The 13967-nt window shown below is 50.5% G+C and carries 24 protein-coding genes; 1 reads left to right on the top strand and 23 read right to left on the bottom strand.

Annotation, left to right across the window (positions count from 1 at the left end; translation table 11 throughout):
- Positions 1-3: 3 nt before the first annotated feature.
- From rplX to rpsJ, 13 genes are all read right to left on the bottom strand, one after another.
- On the bottom strand, positions 4-318 hold the full coding sequence (gene rplX / locus ACLJRH_RS07005; protein ID WP_000729185.1) for a 50S ribosomal protein L24: 315 nt from the start codon (positions 316-318) through the stop codon (positions 4-6).
- Positions 319-328: 10 nt separating this feature from the next.
- On the bottom strand, positions 329-700 hold the full coding sequence (gene rplN, locus ACLJRH_RS07010; protein ID WP_000613954.1) for a 50S ribosomal protein L14: 372 nt from the start codon (positions 698-700) through the stop codon (positions 329-331).
- Positions 701-863: 163 nt separating this feature from the next.
- On the bottom strand, positions 864-1118 hold the full coding sequence (rpsQ, locus tag ACLJRH_RS07015; protein WP_000130101.1) for a 30S ribosomal protein S17: 255 nt from the start codon (positions 1116-1118) through the stop codon (positions 864-866).
- Positions 1118-1309: a 50S ribosomal protein L29 gene (rpmC, locus tag ACLJRH_RS07020; protein WP_000644742.1), complete on the bottom strand. Its 192-nt coding sequence runs from the start codon at positions 1307-1309 to the stop codon at positions 1118-1120. The genes rpsQ and rpmC overlap by 1 nt, the downstream gene beginning before the upstream one ends.
- On the bottom strand, positions 1309-1719 hold the full coding sequence (gene rplP, locus ACLJRH_RS07025) for a 50S ribosomal protein L16 (protein WP_000941208.1): 411 nt from the start codon (positions 1717-1719) through the stop codon (positions 1309-1311). Before rplP ends, rpmC begins: the two co-directional genes overlap by 1 nt.
- Positions 1720-1731: 12 nt before the next feature.
- Positions 1732-2433, bottom strand: coding sequence for a 30S ribosomal protein S3 (gene rpsC / locus ACLJRH_RS07030; RefSeq protein ID WP_000529945.1), 702 nt, complete (start codon positions 2431-2433; stop codon positions 1732-1734).
- 17 nt (positions 2434-2450) lie between these two features.
- Positions 2451-2783 (bottom strand): 50S ribosomal protein L22, encoded by a 333-nt coding sequence (gene rplV / locus ACLJRH_RS07035; RefSeq protein WP_000447529.1) that lies wholly within the window; start codon positions 2781-2783, stop codon positions 2451-2453.
- A 14-nt stretch (positions 2784-2797) separates the two neighbouring features.
- Entirely contained in the window at positions 2798-3076 is a 279-nt protein-coding gene (rpsS, locus tag ACLJRH_RS07040) for a 30S ribosomal protein S19 (RefSeq protein ID WP_001138115.1), read from the bottom strand.
- Between the two features lie 16 nt (positions 3077-3092).
- Positions 3093-3914 carry a 50S ribosomal protein L2 gene (gene rplB / locus ACLJRH_RS07045; RefSeq protein ID WP_410958008.1) on the bottom strand — a complete coding sequence of 274 codons (822 nt, stop codon included), beginning with the start codon at positions 3912-3914 and terminating at the stop codon, positions 3093-3095.
- Between the two features lie 17 nt (positions 3915-3931).
- On the bottom strand, positions 3932-4234 hold the full coding sequence (gene rplW / locus ACLJRH_RS07050; protein WP_000617546.1) for a 50S ribosomal protein L23: 303 nt from the start codon (positions 4232-4234) through the stop codon (positions 3932-3934).
- Positions 4231-4836 (bottom strand): 50S ribosomal protein L4, encoded by a 606-nt coding sequence (gene rplD / locus ACLJRH_RS07055; RefSeq protein ID WP_000424395.1) that lies wholly within the window; start codon positions 4834-4836, stop codon positions 4231-4233. Before rplD ends, rplW begins: the two co-directional genes overlap by 4 nt.
- Before the next feature lie 10 nt (positions 4837-4846).
- On the bottom strand, positions 4847-5476 hold the full coding sequence (rplC, locus tag ACLJRH_RS07060) for a 50S ribosomal protein L3 (protein WP_000579838.1): 630 nt from the start codon (positions 5474-5476) through the stop codon (positions 4847-4849).
- 32 nt (positions 5477-5508) lie between these two features.
- Positions 5509-5820, bottom strand: a complete 312-nt coding sequence (gene rpsJ / locus ACLJRH_RS07065; RefSeq protein ID WP_001181005.1) for a 30S ribosomal protein S10 — start codon at positions 5818-5820, stop codon at positions 5509-5511.
- Positions 5821-6199: 379 nt separating this feature from the next.
- On the opposite strand from rpsJ, the gene hopD reads away from it, so the two are divergent.
- On the top strand, positions 6200-6667 hold the full coding sequence (gene hopD / locus ACLJRH_RS07070) for a prepilin peptidase (protein ID WP_023136404.1): 468 nt from the start codon (positions 6200-6202) through the stop codon (positions 6665-6667).
- On the opposite strand, the gene bfr is transcribed toward hopD, so the two are convergent.
- The 10 genes from bfr to ACLJRH_RS07120 all read right to left on the bottom strand — a co-directional run bounded on the left by bfr (position 6664) and on the right by ACLJRH_RS07120 (position 13884).
- Positions 6664-7140: a bacterioferritin gene (gene bfr, locus ACLJRH_RS07075; protein ID WP_000675530.1), complete on the bottom strand. Its 477-nt coding sequence runs from the start codon at positions 7138-7140 to the stop codon at positions 6664-6666. The genes hopD and bfr overlap by 4 nt on opposite strands.
- 72 nt (positions 7141-7212) lie before the next feature.
- On the bottom strand, positions 7213-7407 hold the full coding sequence (gene bfd, locus ACLJRH_RS07080) for a bacterioferritin-associated ferredoxin (RefSeq protein ID WP_000289082.1): 195 nt from the start codon (positions 7405-7407) through the stop codon (positions 7213-7215).
- A gap of 184 nt (positions 7408-7591) precedes the next feature.
- A complete protein-coding gene (gene tuf / locus ACLJRH_RS07085; protein ID WP_000031748.1) occupies positions 7592-8776 on the bottom strand; it encodes an elongation factor Tu in 1185 nt (394 codons plus the stop codon).
- 71 nt (positions 8777-8847) lie between these two features.
- Positions 8848-10962 carry an elongation factor G gene (gene fusA / locus ACLJRH_RS07090; RefSeq protein WP_000124693.1) on the bottom strand — a complete coding sequence of 705 codons (2115 nt, stop codon included), beginning with the start codon at positions 10960-10962 and terminating at the stop codon, positions 8848-8850.
- Positions 10963-11058: 96 nt separating this feature from the next.
- Complete coding sequence (rpsG, locus tag ACLJRH_RS07095; RefSeq protein WP_001138042.1) at positions 11059-11529, bottom strand: 30S ribosomal protein S7; 471 nt, start codon at positions 11527-11529, stop codon at positions 11059-11061.
- A 95-nt stretch (positions 11530-11624) separates the two neighbouring features.
- Positions 11625-11999, bottom strand: coding sequence for a 30S ribosomal protein S12 (rpsL, locus tag ACLJRH_RS07100; RefSeq protein WP_000246815.1), 375 nt, complete (start codon positions 11997-11999; stop codon positions 11625-11627).
- A gap of 125 nt (positions 12000-12124) precedes the next feature.
- Positions 12125-12412 (bottom strand): sulfurtransferase complex subunit TusB, encoded by a 288-nt coding sequence (gene tusB, locus ACLJRH_RS07105; RefSeq protein ID WP_000903398.1) that lies wholly within the window; start codon positions 12410-12412, stop codon positions 12125-12127.
- Between the two features lie 7 nt (positions 12413-12419).
- A complete protein-coding gene (tusC, locus tag ACLJRH_RS07110; protein WP_000820705.1) occupies positions 12420-12776 on the bottom strand; it encodes a sulfurtransferase complex subunit TusC in 357 nt (118 codons plus the stop codon).
- On the bottom strand, positions 12776-13162 hold the full coding sequence (tusD, locus tag ACLJRH_RS07115; RefSeq protein ID WP_001268010.1) for a sulfurtransferase complex subunit TusD: 387 nt from the start codon (positions 13160-13162) through the stop codon (positions 12776-12778). The genes tusC and tusD overlap by 1 nt, the downstream gene beginning before the upstream one ends.
- The gene (locus ACLJRH_RS07120; RefSeq protein WP_000091471.1) at positions 13162-13884 is read right to left on the bottom strand and encodes a transcriptional regulator; all 723 of its coding nucleotides are present in this window, start codon (positions 13882-13884) and stop codon (positions 13162-13164) included. Before ACLJRH_RS07120 ends, tusD begins: the two co-directional genes overlap by 1 nt.
- Positions 13885-13967: the final 83 nt, after the last annotated feature.

The following is a 13967-nucleotide window of genomic DNA, read 5'->3' on the forward strand; positions in this document are numbered from 1 at the left end:
AAATTACTTGATAGTTTCGCTGTTAGACTTGAAGAAACGGACTTTTTTGCCGTCTTCGAATCTAAAGCCTACACGGTCAGCCTTGCCGGTTGCCGCATTGAAGATTGCAACGTTAGAAACCTGAATTGCAGCTTCTTTTTCAACGATGCCGCCCGGTTGGTTCAGAGCCGGAACCGGCTTCTGGTGTTTCTTAACCAGGTTGATACCTTCAACAATGACCTTGCCGGAAGACAGGACATTCTTAACTTTACCGCGTTTACCTTTATCTTTACCGGTTAACACGATAACTTCGTCATCACGACGGATTTTCGCTGCCATGATTCGCTCCTTAGAGTACTTCTGGTGCCAGAGAGATAATTTTCATGAACTTCTCGTTACGAAGTTCACGAGTTACCGGCCCAAAAATACGCGTACCGATAGGCTGCTCGCTGTTATTGTTTAAAATAACGCATGCATTACCATCGAAGCGAATGACAGAACCGTCCGGGCGACGAACACCCTTCTTGGTGCGCACCACTACCGCCTTCAGCACATCACCTTTTTTGACCTTACCACGCGGAATCGCTTCTTTGATGGTGATCTTAATGATGTCGCCTACGCCTGCGTAGCGACGGTGCGAGCCACCCAGAACCTTGATACACATTACGCGACGTGCACCGGAGTTGTCGGCGACGTTCAGCATAGTCTGTTCTTGGATCATTTTAGTGCTCCGCTAATGTCAACTACTACTGAGACCCGAAAATCAGGTCGTTAAAAAAACCCCATATCGAGGGCGCGGCATTATAACACCGCAAATCAGATATGGGTAGAAAAAATAAACGGCCCATCGCTGAGCCGTTTATTCGTTGAGAATGCGTACTGTATTACAGAACCGCTTTCTCTACAACGCGAACCAGAGTCCAGGATTTGGTCTTGGACAGCGGACGGCATTCGCGGATTTCAACCACGTCGCCGATACCGCATTCGTTGTTCTCGTCATGTACGTGCATTTTGGTCGTACGCTTGATGAATTTACCGTAGATCGGGTGTTTCACAAAACGTTCGATAGCAACAACAATGGATTTCTCCATTTTGTCGCTAACCACGCGACCTTGCAGAGTACGGATTTTATCGGTCATTACGCACCCGCCTTCTCAGTCAGTAAAGTCTTAACGCGTGCGACATCACGACGCACTTGCTTCAACAGGTGAGACTGTTGCAGCTGGCCACTTGCAGCCTGCATACGCAGGTTGAACTGCTCACGCAGCAGGTTCAGTAGCTCGGTGTTCAGCTCTTCAACGCTCTTCTCACGCAGCTCTTTTGCTTTCATTACATCACCGTCTTAGTTACAAAGGTGGTTTTAATCGGCAGTTTCGCTGCTGCCAGCTTGAATGCTTCACGGGCCAGCTCTTCCGGTACGCCGTCCATTTCATACAGGACTTTACCCGGCTGAATCAAGGCAACCCAATACTCCACGTTACCTTTACCTTTACCCATACGCACTGCCAGCGGCTTTTCAGTGATCGGTTTGTCCGGGAATACACGGATCCAGATCTTACCTTGACGCTTAACTGCACGGGTCATAGCACGACGTGCTGCTTCGATCTGACGGGCAGTCAGACGACCACGGCCAACAGCTTTCAGGCCGAAGCTGCCGAAGCTAACATCCGCGCCTGCAGCCAGACCACGGTTGCGGCCTTTGTGCATTTTACGGAATTTTGTACGCTTTGGTTGTAACATCAGCGACGCTCCTTATTTACGGCCTTTACGCTGCTGCTTTTTCGGTTGAGCAGCCGGTTTTTCCGGTTGTTCAACAGCAGCCATACCACCCAGGATCTCGCCTTTGAAGATCCACACTTTAACGCCGATTACACCATAAGTGGTGTGCGCTTCAGAGGTGTTGTAGTCGATGTCAGCACGCAGAGTGTGCAGCGGTACGCGACCTTCGCGGTACCATTCGGTACGTGCGATTTCCGCGCCGCCCAGACGGCCGCTAACTTCAACTTTGATACCTTTAGCGCCCAGACGCATGGCGTTCTGTACAGCACGCTTCATCGCACGACGGAACATAACGCGACGTTCCAGCTGAGAAGTGATGCTGTCAGCAACCAGTTTAGCGTCCAGTTCAGGTTTACGAACTTCGGCGATGTTGATCTGTGCAGGAACGCCAGCGATATCCGCTACGACCTTACGCAGTTTTTCTACGTCTTCACCTTTTTTACCGATAACGATACCCGGGCGAGCGGTGTGAATAGTCACACGGATGCTCTTAGCCGGACGCTCGATAACGATACGAGATACAGACGCTTTAGCCAGTTCCTTCGTCAGGTACTGACGTACTTTAAAATCGCTGTCCAGGTTGTCAGCGAATTCTTTGGTGTTCGCAAACCAGGTAGAGTTCCATGGTTTTACAATACCCAGGCGAATACCATTAGGATGTACTTTCTGACCCATTGCTAGTCTCCAGAGTCTCAGCGATCGGACACAACCACAGTGATGTGGCTGGTGCGCTTCAGGATGCGATCTGCACGACCTTTTGCACGCGGCATAATGCGCTTCATGCTCGGGCCTTCGTCTACGAAAATTTTCGTAACTTTCAGATCGTCAATGTCAGCGCCATCGTTGTGTTCAGCGTTAGCAATGGCAGATTCCAGAACTTTCTTGACCAGTACAGCCGCTTTCTTGTTGGTGTAGGTCAGAATATCCAGAGCCTGCGACACTTTCTTACCGCGAATCAGGTCAGCAACAAGGCGAACCTTCTGAGCAGAAGAACGAGCATGGCGATGTTTAGCGATAGTTTCCATCTCTTCCTCCTACCTTATTTCTTCTTCGCTTTTTTATCAGCAGCGTGGCCGCGATAAGTACGAGTCGGTGCGAATTCACCCAGTTTGTGACCGACCATTTCGTCGGAAACAAATACCGGAACGTGCTGACGACCATTATGGACAGCGATGGTCAAACCGATCATGTTAGGAAAGATCGTTGAACGACGGGACCAAGTGCGCAGGGGCTTCTTGTCTCCGCTTTCCACCGCTTTCTCTACCTTCTTCAGCAAGTGCAGGTCAATAAAAGGACCTTTCTTGAGAGAACGTGGCATGGCTTATCCTCTAAAATTATTTGCTACGGCGACGTACGATGAATTTATCAGTACGCTTGTTGCTGCGGGTCTTCTTACCTTTGGTCTGAACGCCCCACGGAGTTACCGGGTGCTTACCAAAGTTACGACCTTCACCACCACCATGTGGGTGGTCTACTGGGTTCATCGCAGTACCGCGAACGGTAGGACGAACGCCACGCCAGCGTGCAGCACCTGCTTTACCCAGAACGCGCAGCATATGCTCAGCATTGCCAACTTCGCCCAGGGTTGCACGGCAGTCTGCTTCGACTTTACGCATTTCACCAGGACGCAGACGCAGGGTGACATAAGCGCCATCGCGAGCAACGATCTGAACGTAAGTACCAGCGGAACGCGCCAGCTGACCGCCTTTACCTGGTTTCATTTCTACGTTATGAACGGTAGAACCAACCGGGATATTGCGCATCGGCAGGGTGTTGCCTGCTTTGATTGCAGCATCAACGCCAGACTGAATCTGGTCGCCAGCTTTCAGGCCTTTCGGGGCCAGGATGTAACGGCGTTCGCCGTCTTTGTACAGAACCAGCGCGATGTTCGCGGAACGGTTCGGATCGTACTCAAGACGTTCAACAACTGCCGGGATACCGTCTTTGTTGCGTTTGAAGTCAACAATACGATAAGCCTGTTTGTGACCACCACCGATATGACGAGTGGTGATACGGCCATTGTTGTTACGACCACCGGATTTGCTGTTTTTTTCAACCAGCGGAGCAAAAGGTTTGCCCTTGTGCAGCTCTGGGTTGACCACTTTAACGACGTGGCGACGACCCGGAGATGTCGGTTTACATTTAACAACTGCCATTGTATTACTCCTCCGACTTACTCAGCGCCGCCGACGAAGTCCAGATTCTGGCCTTCTTTCAGGGTGACGTAAGCTTTTTTCCAGTCGCTACGACGACCGATACGCTGTCCGTGACGTTTAACTTTCCCTTTAACAACCAGGGTGTTAACGACTTCGACTTCGACTTCAAACAGTTTCTGCACAGCAGCTTTGATTTCTGCTTTGGTCGCGTCTTTAGCAACTTTGAGAACGATGGTGTTAGTTTTTTCCATCGCAGTAGACGCTTTTTCAGAAACGTGCGGTGCGCGCAGCACCTTCAGCAGACGTTCTTCACGAATCATGCCAGCATCTCCTCAACTTGCTTAACAGCATCAGCAGTCATTACGACTTTGTCGAAGGCGATCAGGCTAACCGGGTCGATACCAGTCGCATCGCGTACGTCAACCTTGTGCAGGTTACGTGCGGCCAGGAACAGGTTTTCGTCCAGCTCACCGGTGATGATCAGCACATCTTCCAGAGCCATGTCTTTCAGTTTCTGTGCCAGCAGCTTAGTTTTCGGCGCTTCTACAGAGAACTTCTCGACAACGATCAGACGATCCTGACGTACCAGTTCGGACAGGATGCTTTTCAGCGCGCCGCGGTACATCTTCTTGTTAACTTTTTGACTGTGGTCCTGCGGACGAGCAGCGAAGGTCACGCCACCGGAACGCCAGATCGGGCTCTTGATAGAACCTGAACGCGCACGGCCAGTGCCTTTCTGGCGCCACGGTTTTTTACCGGAACCAGTTACTTCAGCACGAGTCTTCTGAGCACGAGTACCCTGACGAGCACCAGCTGCATAAGCAACAACAACCTGGTGAACCAGCGCTTCGTTGAAATCACGACCGAAGGTAGTTTCGGAAACAGTCAGCGCGCTCTGCGCGTCTTTCAATACTAATTCCATTGCTATCCCCTTACGCCTTCACAGCTGGTTTAACGATCAGGTCGCAACCGGTTGCACCCGGAACACCACCCTTAACCAGCAGCAGGTTGCGCTCAGCGTCAACGCGTACTACGTCAAGGCTCTGAACGGTTACGCGCTCATTACCCATCTGACCTGCCATTTTCTTGCCTTTGAACACTTTGCCCGGAGTCTGGTTCTGACCGATAGAACCCGGAACGCGGTGAGACAAGGAGTTACCGTGAGTAGCGTCCTGGGTACGGAAGTTCCAGCGCTTAACGGTACCAGCGAAACCTTTACCTTTAGAGGTACCGGTTACGTCAACTTTTTTAACGTCAGCAAACAGTTCAACGCTGATGCTCTGACCTACGGTGTATTCTTCGCCTTCAGCCAGACGGAATTCCCACAGACCACGGCCAGCTTCTACGCCAGCTTTAGCAAAGTGACCCGCTTCCGGCTTGGTGACACGGTTAGCTTTTTTAGCACCCGTAGTAACCTGAACAGCGCGGTAGCCATCGTTAGCCAGGTCTTTAACCTGAGTAACACGGTTTGCTTCAACTTCGATTACGGTTACTGGGATAGAGACGCCATCTTCAGTGAAGATGCGGGTCATACCCACTTTTTTACCGACTAAACCAATCATTGTATCAACCTCTCAATCGCTCGATGACCTGATTAACCCAGGCTGATCTGCACGTCTACACCGGCAGCCAGGTCCAGACGCATCAGAGCATCAACGGTTTTCTCGGTTGGCTCAACGATGTCAACCAGACGCTTGTGAGTGCGAATTTCGTACTGATCGCGCGCATCTTTGTTAACGTGCGGAGAGATCAGAACGGTAAAGCGCTCTTTGCGGGTCGGCAGCGGGATCGGACCGCGAACCTGCGCACCAGTGCGCTTGGCAGTCTCGACGATTTCCGCGGTTGATTGATCGATCAGACGATGATCAAACGCTTTCAGGCGGATACGGATTCTTTGGTTCTGCATGAGACCAGAGCTCCAATTATTTTATAAACGAAAATGATTACTCCTCACACCCATTACGATTGATGGGAGAGTGTAACCGTTCTTACGTAGCTCCCCGATTGGGAGCATTGTTAAATAGCCAAATCGGCTATTCGAGGTTCAAATCGAACCTGCCGTCAATTACGACAAGCCCGCGCATTATACGTAAATCTCAGCCTGACGCAAGTGTCGGATAGAAATTAAGCGCTTTATTCTTATGCGAGCATGATTCCAGATGGTACGCATGGGATGGCAACGCGCATCTTTTCTTTGGAAGGCATCAGGCAAACCTGGCAATACGTCGTTGTCGCTGTCGCATAAATCTATAAAGGTGAGCACAAGCCTTGACGAGGATTTGCTTATGTTTGTTGCCCTCCCCTTTCTCATTTTTTATGCGTCGTTCTCTTTATTACTTGGCATATACGACGCGCGTACCGGTCTGTTGCCTGACCGGTTTACCTGTCCATTACTGTGGGGTGGTCTGCTTTATCACCAGATTTGCCTGCCGGAGCGTTTACCGGATGCGCTTTGGGGTGCTATCGCCGGCTATGGCGGATTCGCGTTAATTTACTGGGGCTATCGCCTGCGTTATCAGAAAGAGGGGCTTGGATATGGCGACGTCAAGTACCTTGCAGCCTTAGGAGCGTGGCATTGTTGGGAAACACTGCCGTTACTGGTTTTCCTTGCCGCCATGTTGGCCTGTGGCGGGTTTGGCGTCGTGCTACTGGTGAGAGGTAAATCGGCATTAATAAACCCGCTACCTTTTGGGCCATGGCTGGCGGTGGCGGGTTTCATAACAGGTTGGAAAGCTTTCTTTCCAGACGGTTAATCGGTAACCTTAATTTGTGATTGCAGATAATTTTGCATACCAAGTTTGGCAATCAAATCCAGCTCAGTTTCCAGCCAGTCGATGTGGCCTTCCTCGTCGGCAAGAATTTCAATCATCATATCCCGGCTGACATAATCATGAACGCTATCGGCATAGGCTATTGCCTCACGTAGATCTTTTGCGCCTTCCAGTTCGAGCCGGAGATCCGATCGTAGCATCTCTTCAACATCTTCACCGATGCCCAGCTTGCCCAGATCCTGTAGGTTCGGTATGCCTTCCAGAAATAAAATACGCTCAATATACTTATCGGCGTGTTTCATCTCATCAATGGATTCATGGTACTCAACATCATTAAGCCGGGTCAGCCCCCAGTTTTTGAACATACGGGCATGAAGAAAATACTGATTAATTGCGACAAGCTCATTTCCCAATAGTTTATTGAGATAATTTATGATTTTAACATCACCTTTCATTTTATAGTCCCTCCGCTTCCACTCTCTAGAGCGTAGATGGGGCTACAGGGATGTCAAAAAAAAGAGTGTGACTCAGGCGATCTCTTTAAATTCCGGCATTTGCGTTAACTCATCCTGCATCACTTCTCGCGCGGCGCGAATACACTTACCACATTGATTTCCCACAGGAATAAATTTACGCAACTGTTGAAATGACTGTGGATGAAATTGTCGTACAGCCTGGCGGATTTTTTTATCGCTTATACCATTACACAAACAAACGTACATGATCGCTCCCGTTCAATTTCCGCACAAAGTGTAAATGAGAATGGTTATGATTACAATAGCACAAAGCGATTTACGCCATGGGAGAAGCGTTAAAAAGGGTGAATAAATATAACAGCGGCTAAATAGCAGGCAACAAAAAGGGCGCCGAAGCGCCCTCTTCAATTCAAAACTAATTAACGAGTAATTAGCCCAGAACTTTAGCAACAACGCCCGCGCCAACGGTACGACCGCCTTCACGGATTGCGAAACGCAGACCGTCGTCCATTGCGATCGGGTGGATCAGGGTAACAACCATTTTGATGTTGTCGCCCGGCATTACCATCTCTACGCCTTCCGGCAGTTCAATGGTACCAGTCACGTCAGTAGTACGGAAGTAGAACTGCGGACGGTAGCCTTTGAAGAACGGAGTATGACGGCCGCCTTCATCTTTGGACAGAATGTACACTTCAGATTCGAACTTGGTGTGCGGCTTGATGGTGCCCGGCTTAGCCAGTACCTGACCACGTTCGATTTCTTCACGTTTGATACCACGCAGCAGAACACCTACGTTCTCACCGGCACGGCCTTCGTCCAGCAGTTTGCGGAACATTTCAACGCCAGTACAGGTAGACTTCTGAGTCTCTTTGATACCAACGATTTCAACTTCTTCGCCCACTTTGATGATACCGCGTTCTACACGACCAGTAACAACGGTACCACGACCGGAGATGGAGAATACGTCTTCGATCGGCAGCAGGAACGGCTTGTCAATCGCACGCTCTGGTTCCGGAATGTAAGAATCCAGGAAGCCAGCCAGTTCGATAATTTTCGCTTCCCACTCTGCGTCGCCTTCCAGCGCTTTCAGAGCAGAACCACGAACGATCGGAGTGTCGTCGCCCGGGAAGTCGTACTGAGACAGAAGTTCACGAACTTCCATTTCAACCAGTTCCAGCAGCTCTTCGTCATCAACCATGTCGCATTTGTTCAGGAACACGATGATGTACGGAACGCCTACCTGACGACCCAGCAGGATGTGCTCACGGGTCTGCGGCATCGGGCCGTCAGTCGCAGCAACAACCAGGATCGCGCCGTCCATCTGAGCAGCACCGGTGATCATGTTTTTAACATAGTCGGCGTGCCCCGGGCAGTCTACGTGTGCGTAGTGGCGGGTCGGGGTATCGTATTCAACGTGAGAAGTGTTGATGGTGATACCACGCGCTTTTTCTTCCGGAGCGTTATCGATCTGGTCGAATGCACGAGCAGCACCGCCGTAGGTTTTAGCCAGTACGGTGGTGATTGCAGCGGTCAGGGTAGTTTTACCGTGGTCAACGTGGCCGATGGTGCCGACGTTAACGTGCGGTTTTGTACGTTCAAATTTTTCTTTAGACACGGCTATATTCCTTACTATAGCGCTCTCCCCTTCAGGAGAGAGCACGGGATTTTGGTTTTTAACCCTGCGGCTTATTTACCACGGGCTTCGATTACGGCCTGAGCAACGTTGTTCGGCGCATCATCATACTTCAGGAATTCCATAGTGTACGATGCGCGACCTTTGGTCAGAGAACGCAGCTGAGTTGCATATCCGAACATTTCAGACAGCGGTACTTCAGCGTGGATCTTAACGCCTGTAACTTCAGATTCCTGACCTTTGAGCATACCACGACGGCGGCTAAGGTCGCCGATAACGTCACCGGTATTCTCTTCAGGTGTTTCTACTTCAACCTTCATGATCGGCTCAAGCAGAACTGGTTTTGCTTTCTTAAAGCCTTCTTTAAAGGCGATAGACGCAGCCAGTTTAAACGCCAGCTCAGAGGAGTCAACGTCATGGTAAGAACCGAAGTGCAGACGCACGCCGAGATCAACTACCGGATAACCCGCCAGCGGGCCAGACTTCAGCTGCTCCTGGATGCCTTTATCAACGGCCGGGATGTATTCGCCAGGAATTACACCACCTTTGATGTCGTTGATGAACTCGTAACCTTTCGGGTTAGAGCCCGGCTCCAGCGGGTACATGTCGATAACAACATGACCATACTGACCGCGACCACCAGACTGTTTCGCGTGTTTACCTTCGATGTCGGTAACTTTCGCGCGAATCGCTTCGCGGTAAGCAACCTGAGGTTTACCCACGTTAGCTTCAACGTTGAATTCACGCTTCATACGGTCAACGATGATATCCAGGTGAAGTTCACCCATACCAGCGATGATGGTCTGGTTAGATTCTTCATCAGTCCATACGCGGAATGACGGGTCTTCTTTCGCCAGACGGCCCAGAGCCAGACCCATTTTTTCCTGGTCAGCTTTGGTTTTCGGTTCTACCGCGATGGAGATTACCGGCTCAGGGAATTCCATACGTTCCAGAATGATCGGGTTTTCCGGATCACACAGGGTGTCACCGGTAGTCACGTCTTTCAGGCCGATAGCAGCCGCGATGTCGCCCGCGCGAACTTCTTTGATCTCTTCACGTTTGTTGGCGTGCATCTGAACGATACGACCGAAACGCTCACGTGCAGTTTTCACGGAGTTCAGTACGGTATCACCAGAGTTAACCACACCGGAGTACACACGGAAGAAGGTCAGGTTACCCACAAACGGGTCGGTAGCGATTTTGAACGCCAGCGCAGAGAACGGCTCGTCGTCGCTTGCATGACGCTCAGCCGGAGTATCTTTACCGTCGTCCAGAATACCGTTGATCGCAGGTACGTCTACCGGGGATGGCAGGTAATCAATTACCGCATCCAGCATCGCCTGAACACCTTTGTTCTTAAATGCAGAACCACAGGTTACCAGGATGATTTCGTTGTTCAGAACGCGCTGACGCAGAGCTTGTTTGATCTCTTCTTCAGTCAGTTCTTCACCACCCAGGTATTTTTCCATCAGCTCTTCAGAAGCTTCTGCGGCGGACTCGATCAGGTTCTGGTGCCATTCGTTAGCCAGGTCCTGCATGTCAGCCGGGATATCTTCGTATTCGAAGGTAACGCCCTGGTCGGCATCGTTCCAGTTGATGGCTTTCATTTTCACCAGGTCAACAACGCCGGTGAAACCTTCTTCAGCACCAATTGCCAGCTGCAGCGGAACCGGGTTCGCGCCCAGACGGGTTTTGATCTGACCAACAACTTTCAGGAAGTTCGCGCCCATGCGGTCCATTTTGTTAACGAACGCAATACGCGGAACTTTGTATTTGTTTGCCTGACGCCATACGGTTTCAGACTGCGGCTGAACACCACCAACTGCGCAGTAAACCATTACCGCACCATCGAGAACACGCATGGAACGTTCTACTTCGATAGTGAAGTCAACGTGCCCCGGGGTGTCGATGATGTTGATGCGATGCGGTTCATACTGCTTAGCCATACCAGACCAGAATGCAGTAGTCGCTGCGGAGGTGATAGTAATACCACGCTCTTGCTCCTGCTCCATCCAGTCCATGGTAGCTGCGCCGTCATGAACTTCACCGATTTTGTGGTTTACACCGGTGTAGAACAGAATACGTTCGGTAGTAGTGGTTTTACCGGCGTCGATGTGCGCACTGATACCGATATTACGGTAGCGTGCGATGGGTGTTGTACGAGCCATTTGATTCCTCGTTGATATCTTTAGGCGTTCAGTTAAGTTATCCAAAACGGGCGACTTACCTGAAGCGCCCGCCTGGTGACTATGACTCCGAAGGGATTACCAACGGTAGTGTGCGAACGCCTTGTTGGCTTCTGCCATACGGTGAACGTCTTCACGTTTCTTAACTGCAGTACCTTTGTTGTCTGCAGCATCAGAAAGTTCGTTCGCCAGGCGCAGAGCCATGGATTTATCACCGCGTTTACGAGCAGCTTCTACGATCCAACGCATTGCCAGAGCATTACGACGGACCGGACGGACTTCAACTGGTACCTGATAAGTAGAACCACCTACACGGCGGGATTTAACTTCTACAGTCGGGCGAACGTTTTCGAGAGCGACTTCGAAAGCTTCCAGTTCAGATTTACCAGAACGCTGAGCCAGGGTCTCCAGCGCGCTGTATACGATTGATTCTGCAGTAGATTTTTTACCATCTACCATCAGGATATTGACAAATTTAGCCAGCAGTTCTGATCCGAACTTCGGATCCGGCAGAATTTTACGCTGACCAATGACGCGACGACGTGGCATGGAAATACTCCGTTGTTAATTCAGGATTGTCCAAAACTCTACGAGTTTAGTTTGACATTAATTTAAAACGTTTGGCCTTACTTAACGGAGAACCATTAAGCCTTAGGACGCTTCACGCCGTACTTAGAACGAGCTTGCTTACGGTCTTTAACGCCGGAACAGTCAAGCGCGCCACGAACGGTGTGGTAACGAACACCCGGGAGGTCTTTAACACGACCGCCACGGATCAGGATCACGGAGTGCTCCTGCAGGTTGTGACCTTCACCACCAATGTAGGAAGTCACTTCAAAACCGTTAGTCAGACGAACACGGCAAACTTTACGCAGTGCGGAGTTCGGTTTTTTAGGAGTGGTAGTATATACACGAGTACATACGCCACGTTTTTGCGGGCATGCTTCCAGCGCAGGCACGTTGCTTTTCGCAACTTTGCGAGCACGTGGTTTGCGTACCAGCTGGTTAACTGTTGCCATTAAATAGCTCCTGGTTTTAGCTTTTGCTTCGTAAACACGTAATAAAACGCCCTCACACAATATGAGGACGCCGAATTTTAGGGCGGTGTCGAAAAGGTGTCAAGAAATATACAACGATCCCGCCATCACCAGGCCATCTGGTTGGCATACTTAACCGTGAGTCTGACAAACTCAGTATAGTCAACCCTGACGACACTGTCTGAAATTTGACCACCCAGGCCGCGGGCGTCAATGTCTTCTTTCAAGGCATAGACCGTTATGGGGGCATCACGCAGACTTTCAAGGAAGCGGTTACCTTCAATCGCGACGGTAACGCCATCCTGGAGCAGCAAAAGCGCATCGCCCTCTTTTAGCAGGCGCAGCAAAGCGGGAAAATCAACGCCCGAGGCGCAATGAGGTAAGGTATGCAGCATAAACGCCTCAGAATCTCAGGATAACATCATAGTTGCCAAGCTCGCGGCGTAACGCTACGGGTTCCAGCGGCGTGGCGTCTACCACAAAATTAACGTTCTCCAGACCACGCTCGCGCAGCGATGCCGCGCAGATCCAGCATTGATCAATATCGTACAAATCAAAGAGCTTGAAAGTAGCAATATAGTCACGCGCCAGCACAGCGTCTGGTTTTTGTCCTGGTAATAACTGAAAGACGCCGTCGCTGATAAAAAAGACGCCCAGCGCTTCCGTTAGCGCTGACGTCGCCAGCAGCGCATCCAGCCCTTCACGACCTGAAGCGCTACCGTGCGGCGCGGTGGAAAAGACAAATGCAATACGTTTCATTAAAACTGCACCACCCGATCGCAGGTGAGAGATGCCTCCGCCAGCGCACCCAGGCCGCTTAGCGTAAAGCCCGGCTGAAGATTGGCGGACGGCAACGCCAGTCTGCCAGCTTCAGTTTCATCAATAATACCGCGACGAAGCGCCGCCGCGACACAGATGTTCAGCGCTACGCCATGCTGCGTATTCAATTTCTGCCAGGCGCGTACCAGATCATATTCATCGCTCGCCGGCGAGGTCAGGAGATTGGCGTTATAGACACCTTCCCGATAGAAAAAGACGCTGGCTAACTCATGCCCCTCATTGAGCAGCGCGTGGGCGAACTGCAATGCGCTGCTGGCCTGCTGGGTGCCATATGCCGGCCCGGTGACCATAATGGCATAACGCATTATTTATCCTGCCCCTGAAAATCGCCGCTTTTGAACTGGCGAATATAGAGGTAAACCGTGTGTTTTGAGATATTCAGACGATCGGCTACCTGGTTAATGGCGTCTTTAATATCGAAAATGCCTTTTTCGTACAGGTTAAGGACGATCTGACGATTTTTCGCGTTGTTAGAGACATTACGATCGGCATTCACTTCTTCGATCGTGAACTCCAGCGTCTGGGTGACTAAATCTTCGACTGAGGAGGCAAAATTAACCGCTGAGCCGACTTCCGGCGTTTCCGGCGGAATAAAGGTATTCATAATCTGTGAAAATGGCACATCAAGGTTCATGTTGATGCACAGTAGACCAATGACGCGCTGCTCGCGGTTGCGAATGGCAATCGTCAACGACTTCATCAAGACACCGCTTTTCGCGCGCGTGAAATAGCATTTCGACACGCTACTGTCCGCCCCTGTCATGTCGTGCAACATGCGCAACGCCAGGTCGGTAATCGGCGAGCCAATTTTACGGCCCGTATGTTCGCCATTGGCAATACGAATGGCTGAACATTTTAGATCCTGCAAAGAGTGCAATACGATTTCACAATGGGAACCTATAAGCATCGCTAACCCGTCCACTACCGCTTCGTAGGATTTCAGAATATCGAAGTCGGTTTGCTCGAAGGGACGCTGATCCAGCAAATCAAGTTCACTGGTTTCGTTGGTTAAAAGCGACCTGGACATGAAAAAAAACACTCCTTTTCAGGAGCCTGTCGTTATGTTTTCAGGGCAGGCTCATTATTTACGCGGATGATTAAATTAATACA

This window comes from Salmonella sp. SAL04162, from assembly GCF_046551535.1.
Taxonomy (GTDB): domain Bacteria; phylum Pseudomonadota; class Gammaproteobacteria; order Enterobacterales; family Enterobacteriaceae; genus Salmonella; species Salmonella enterica.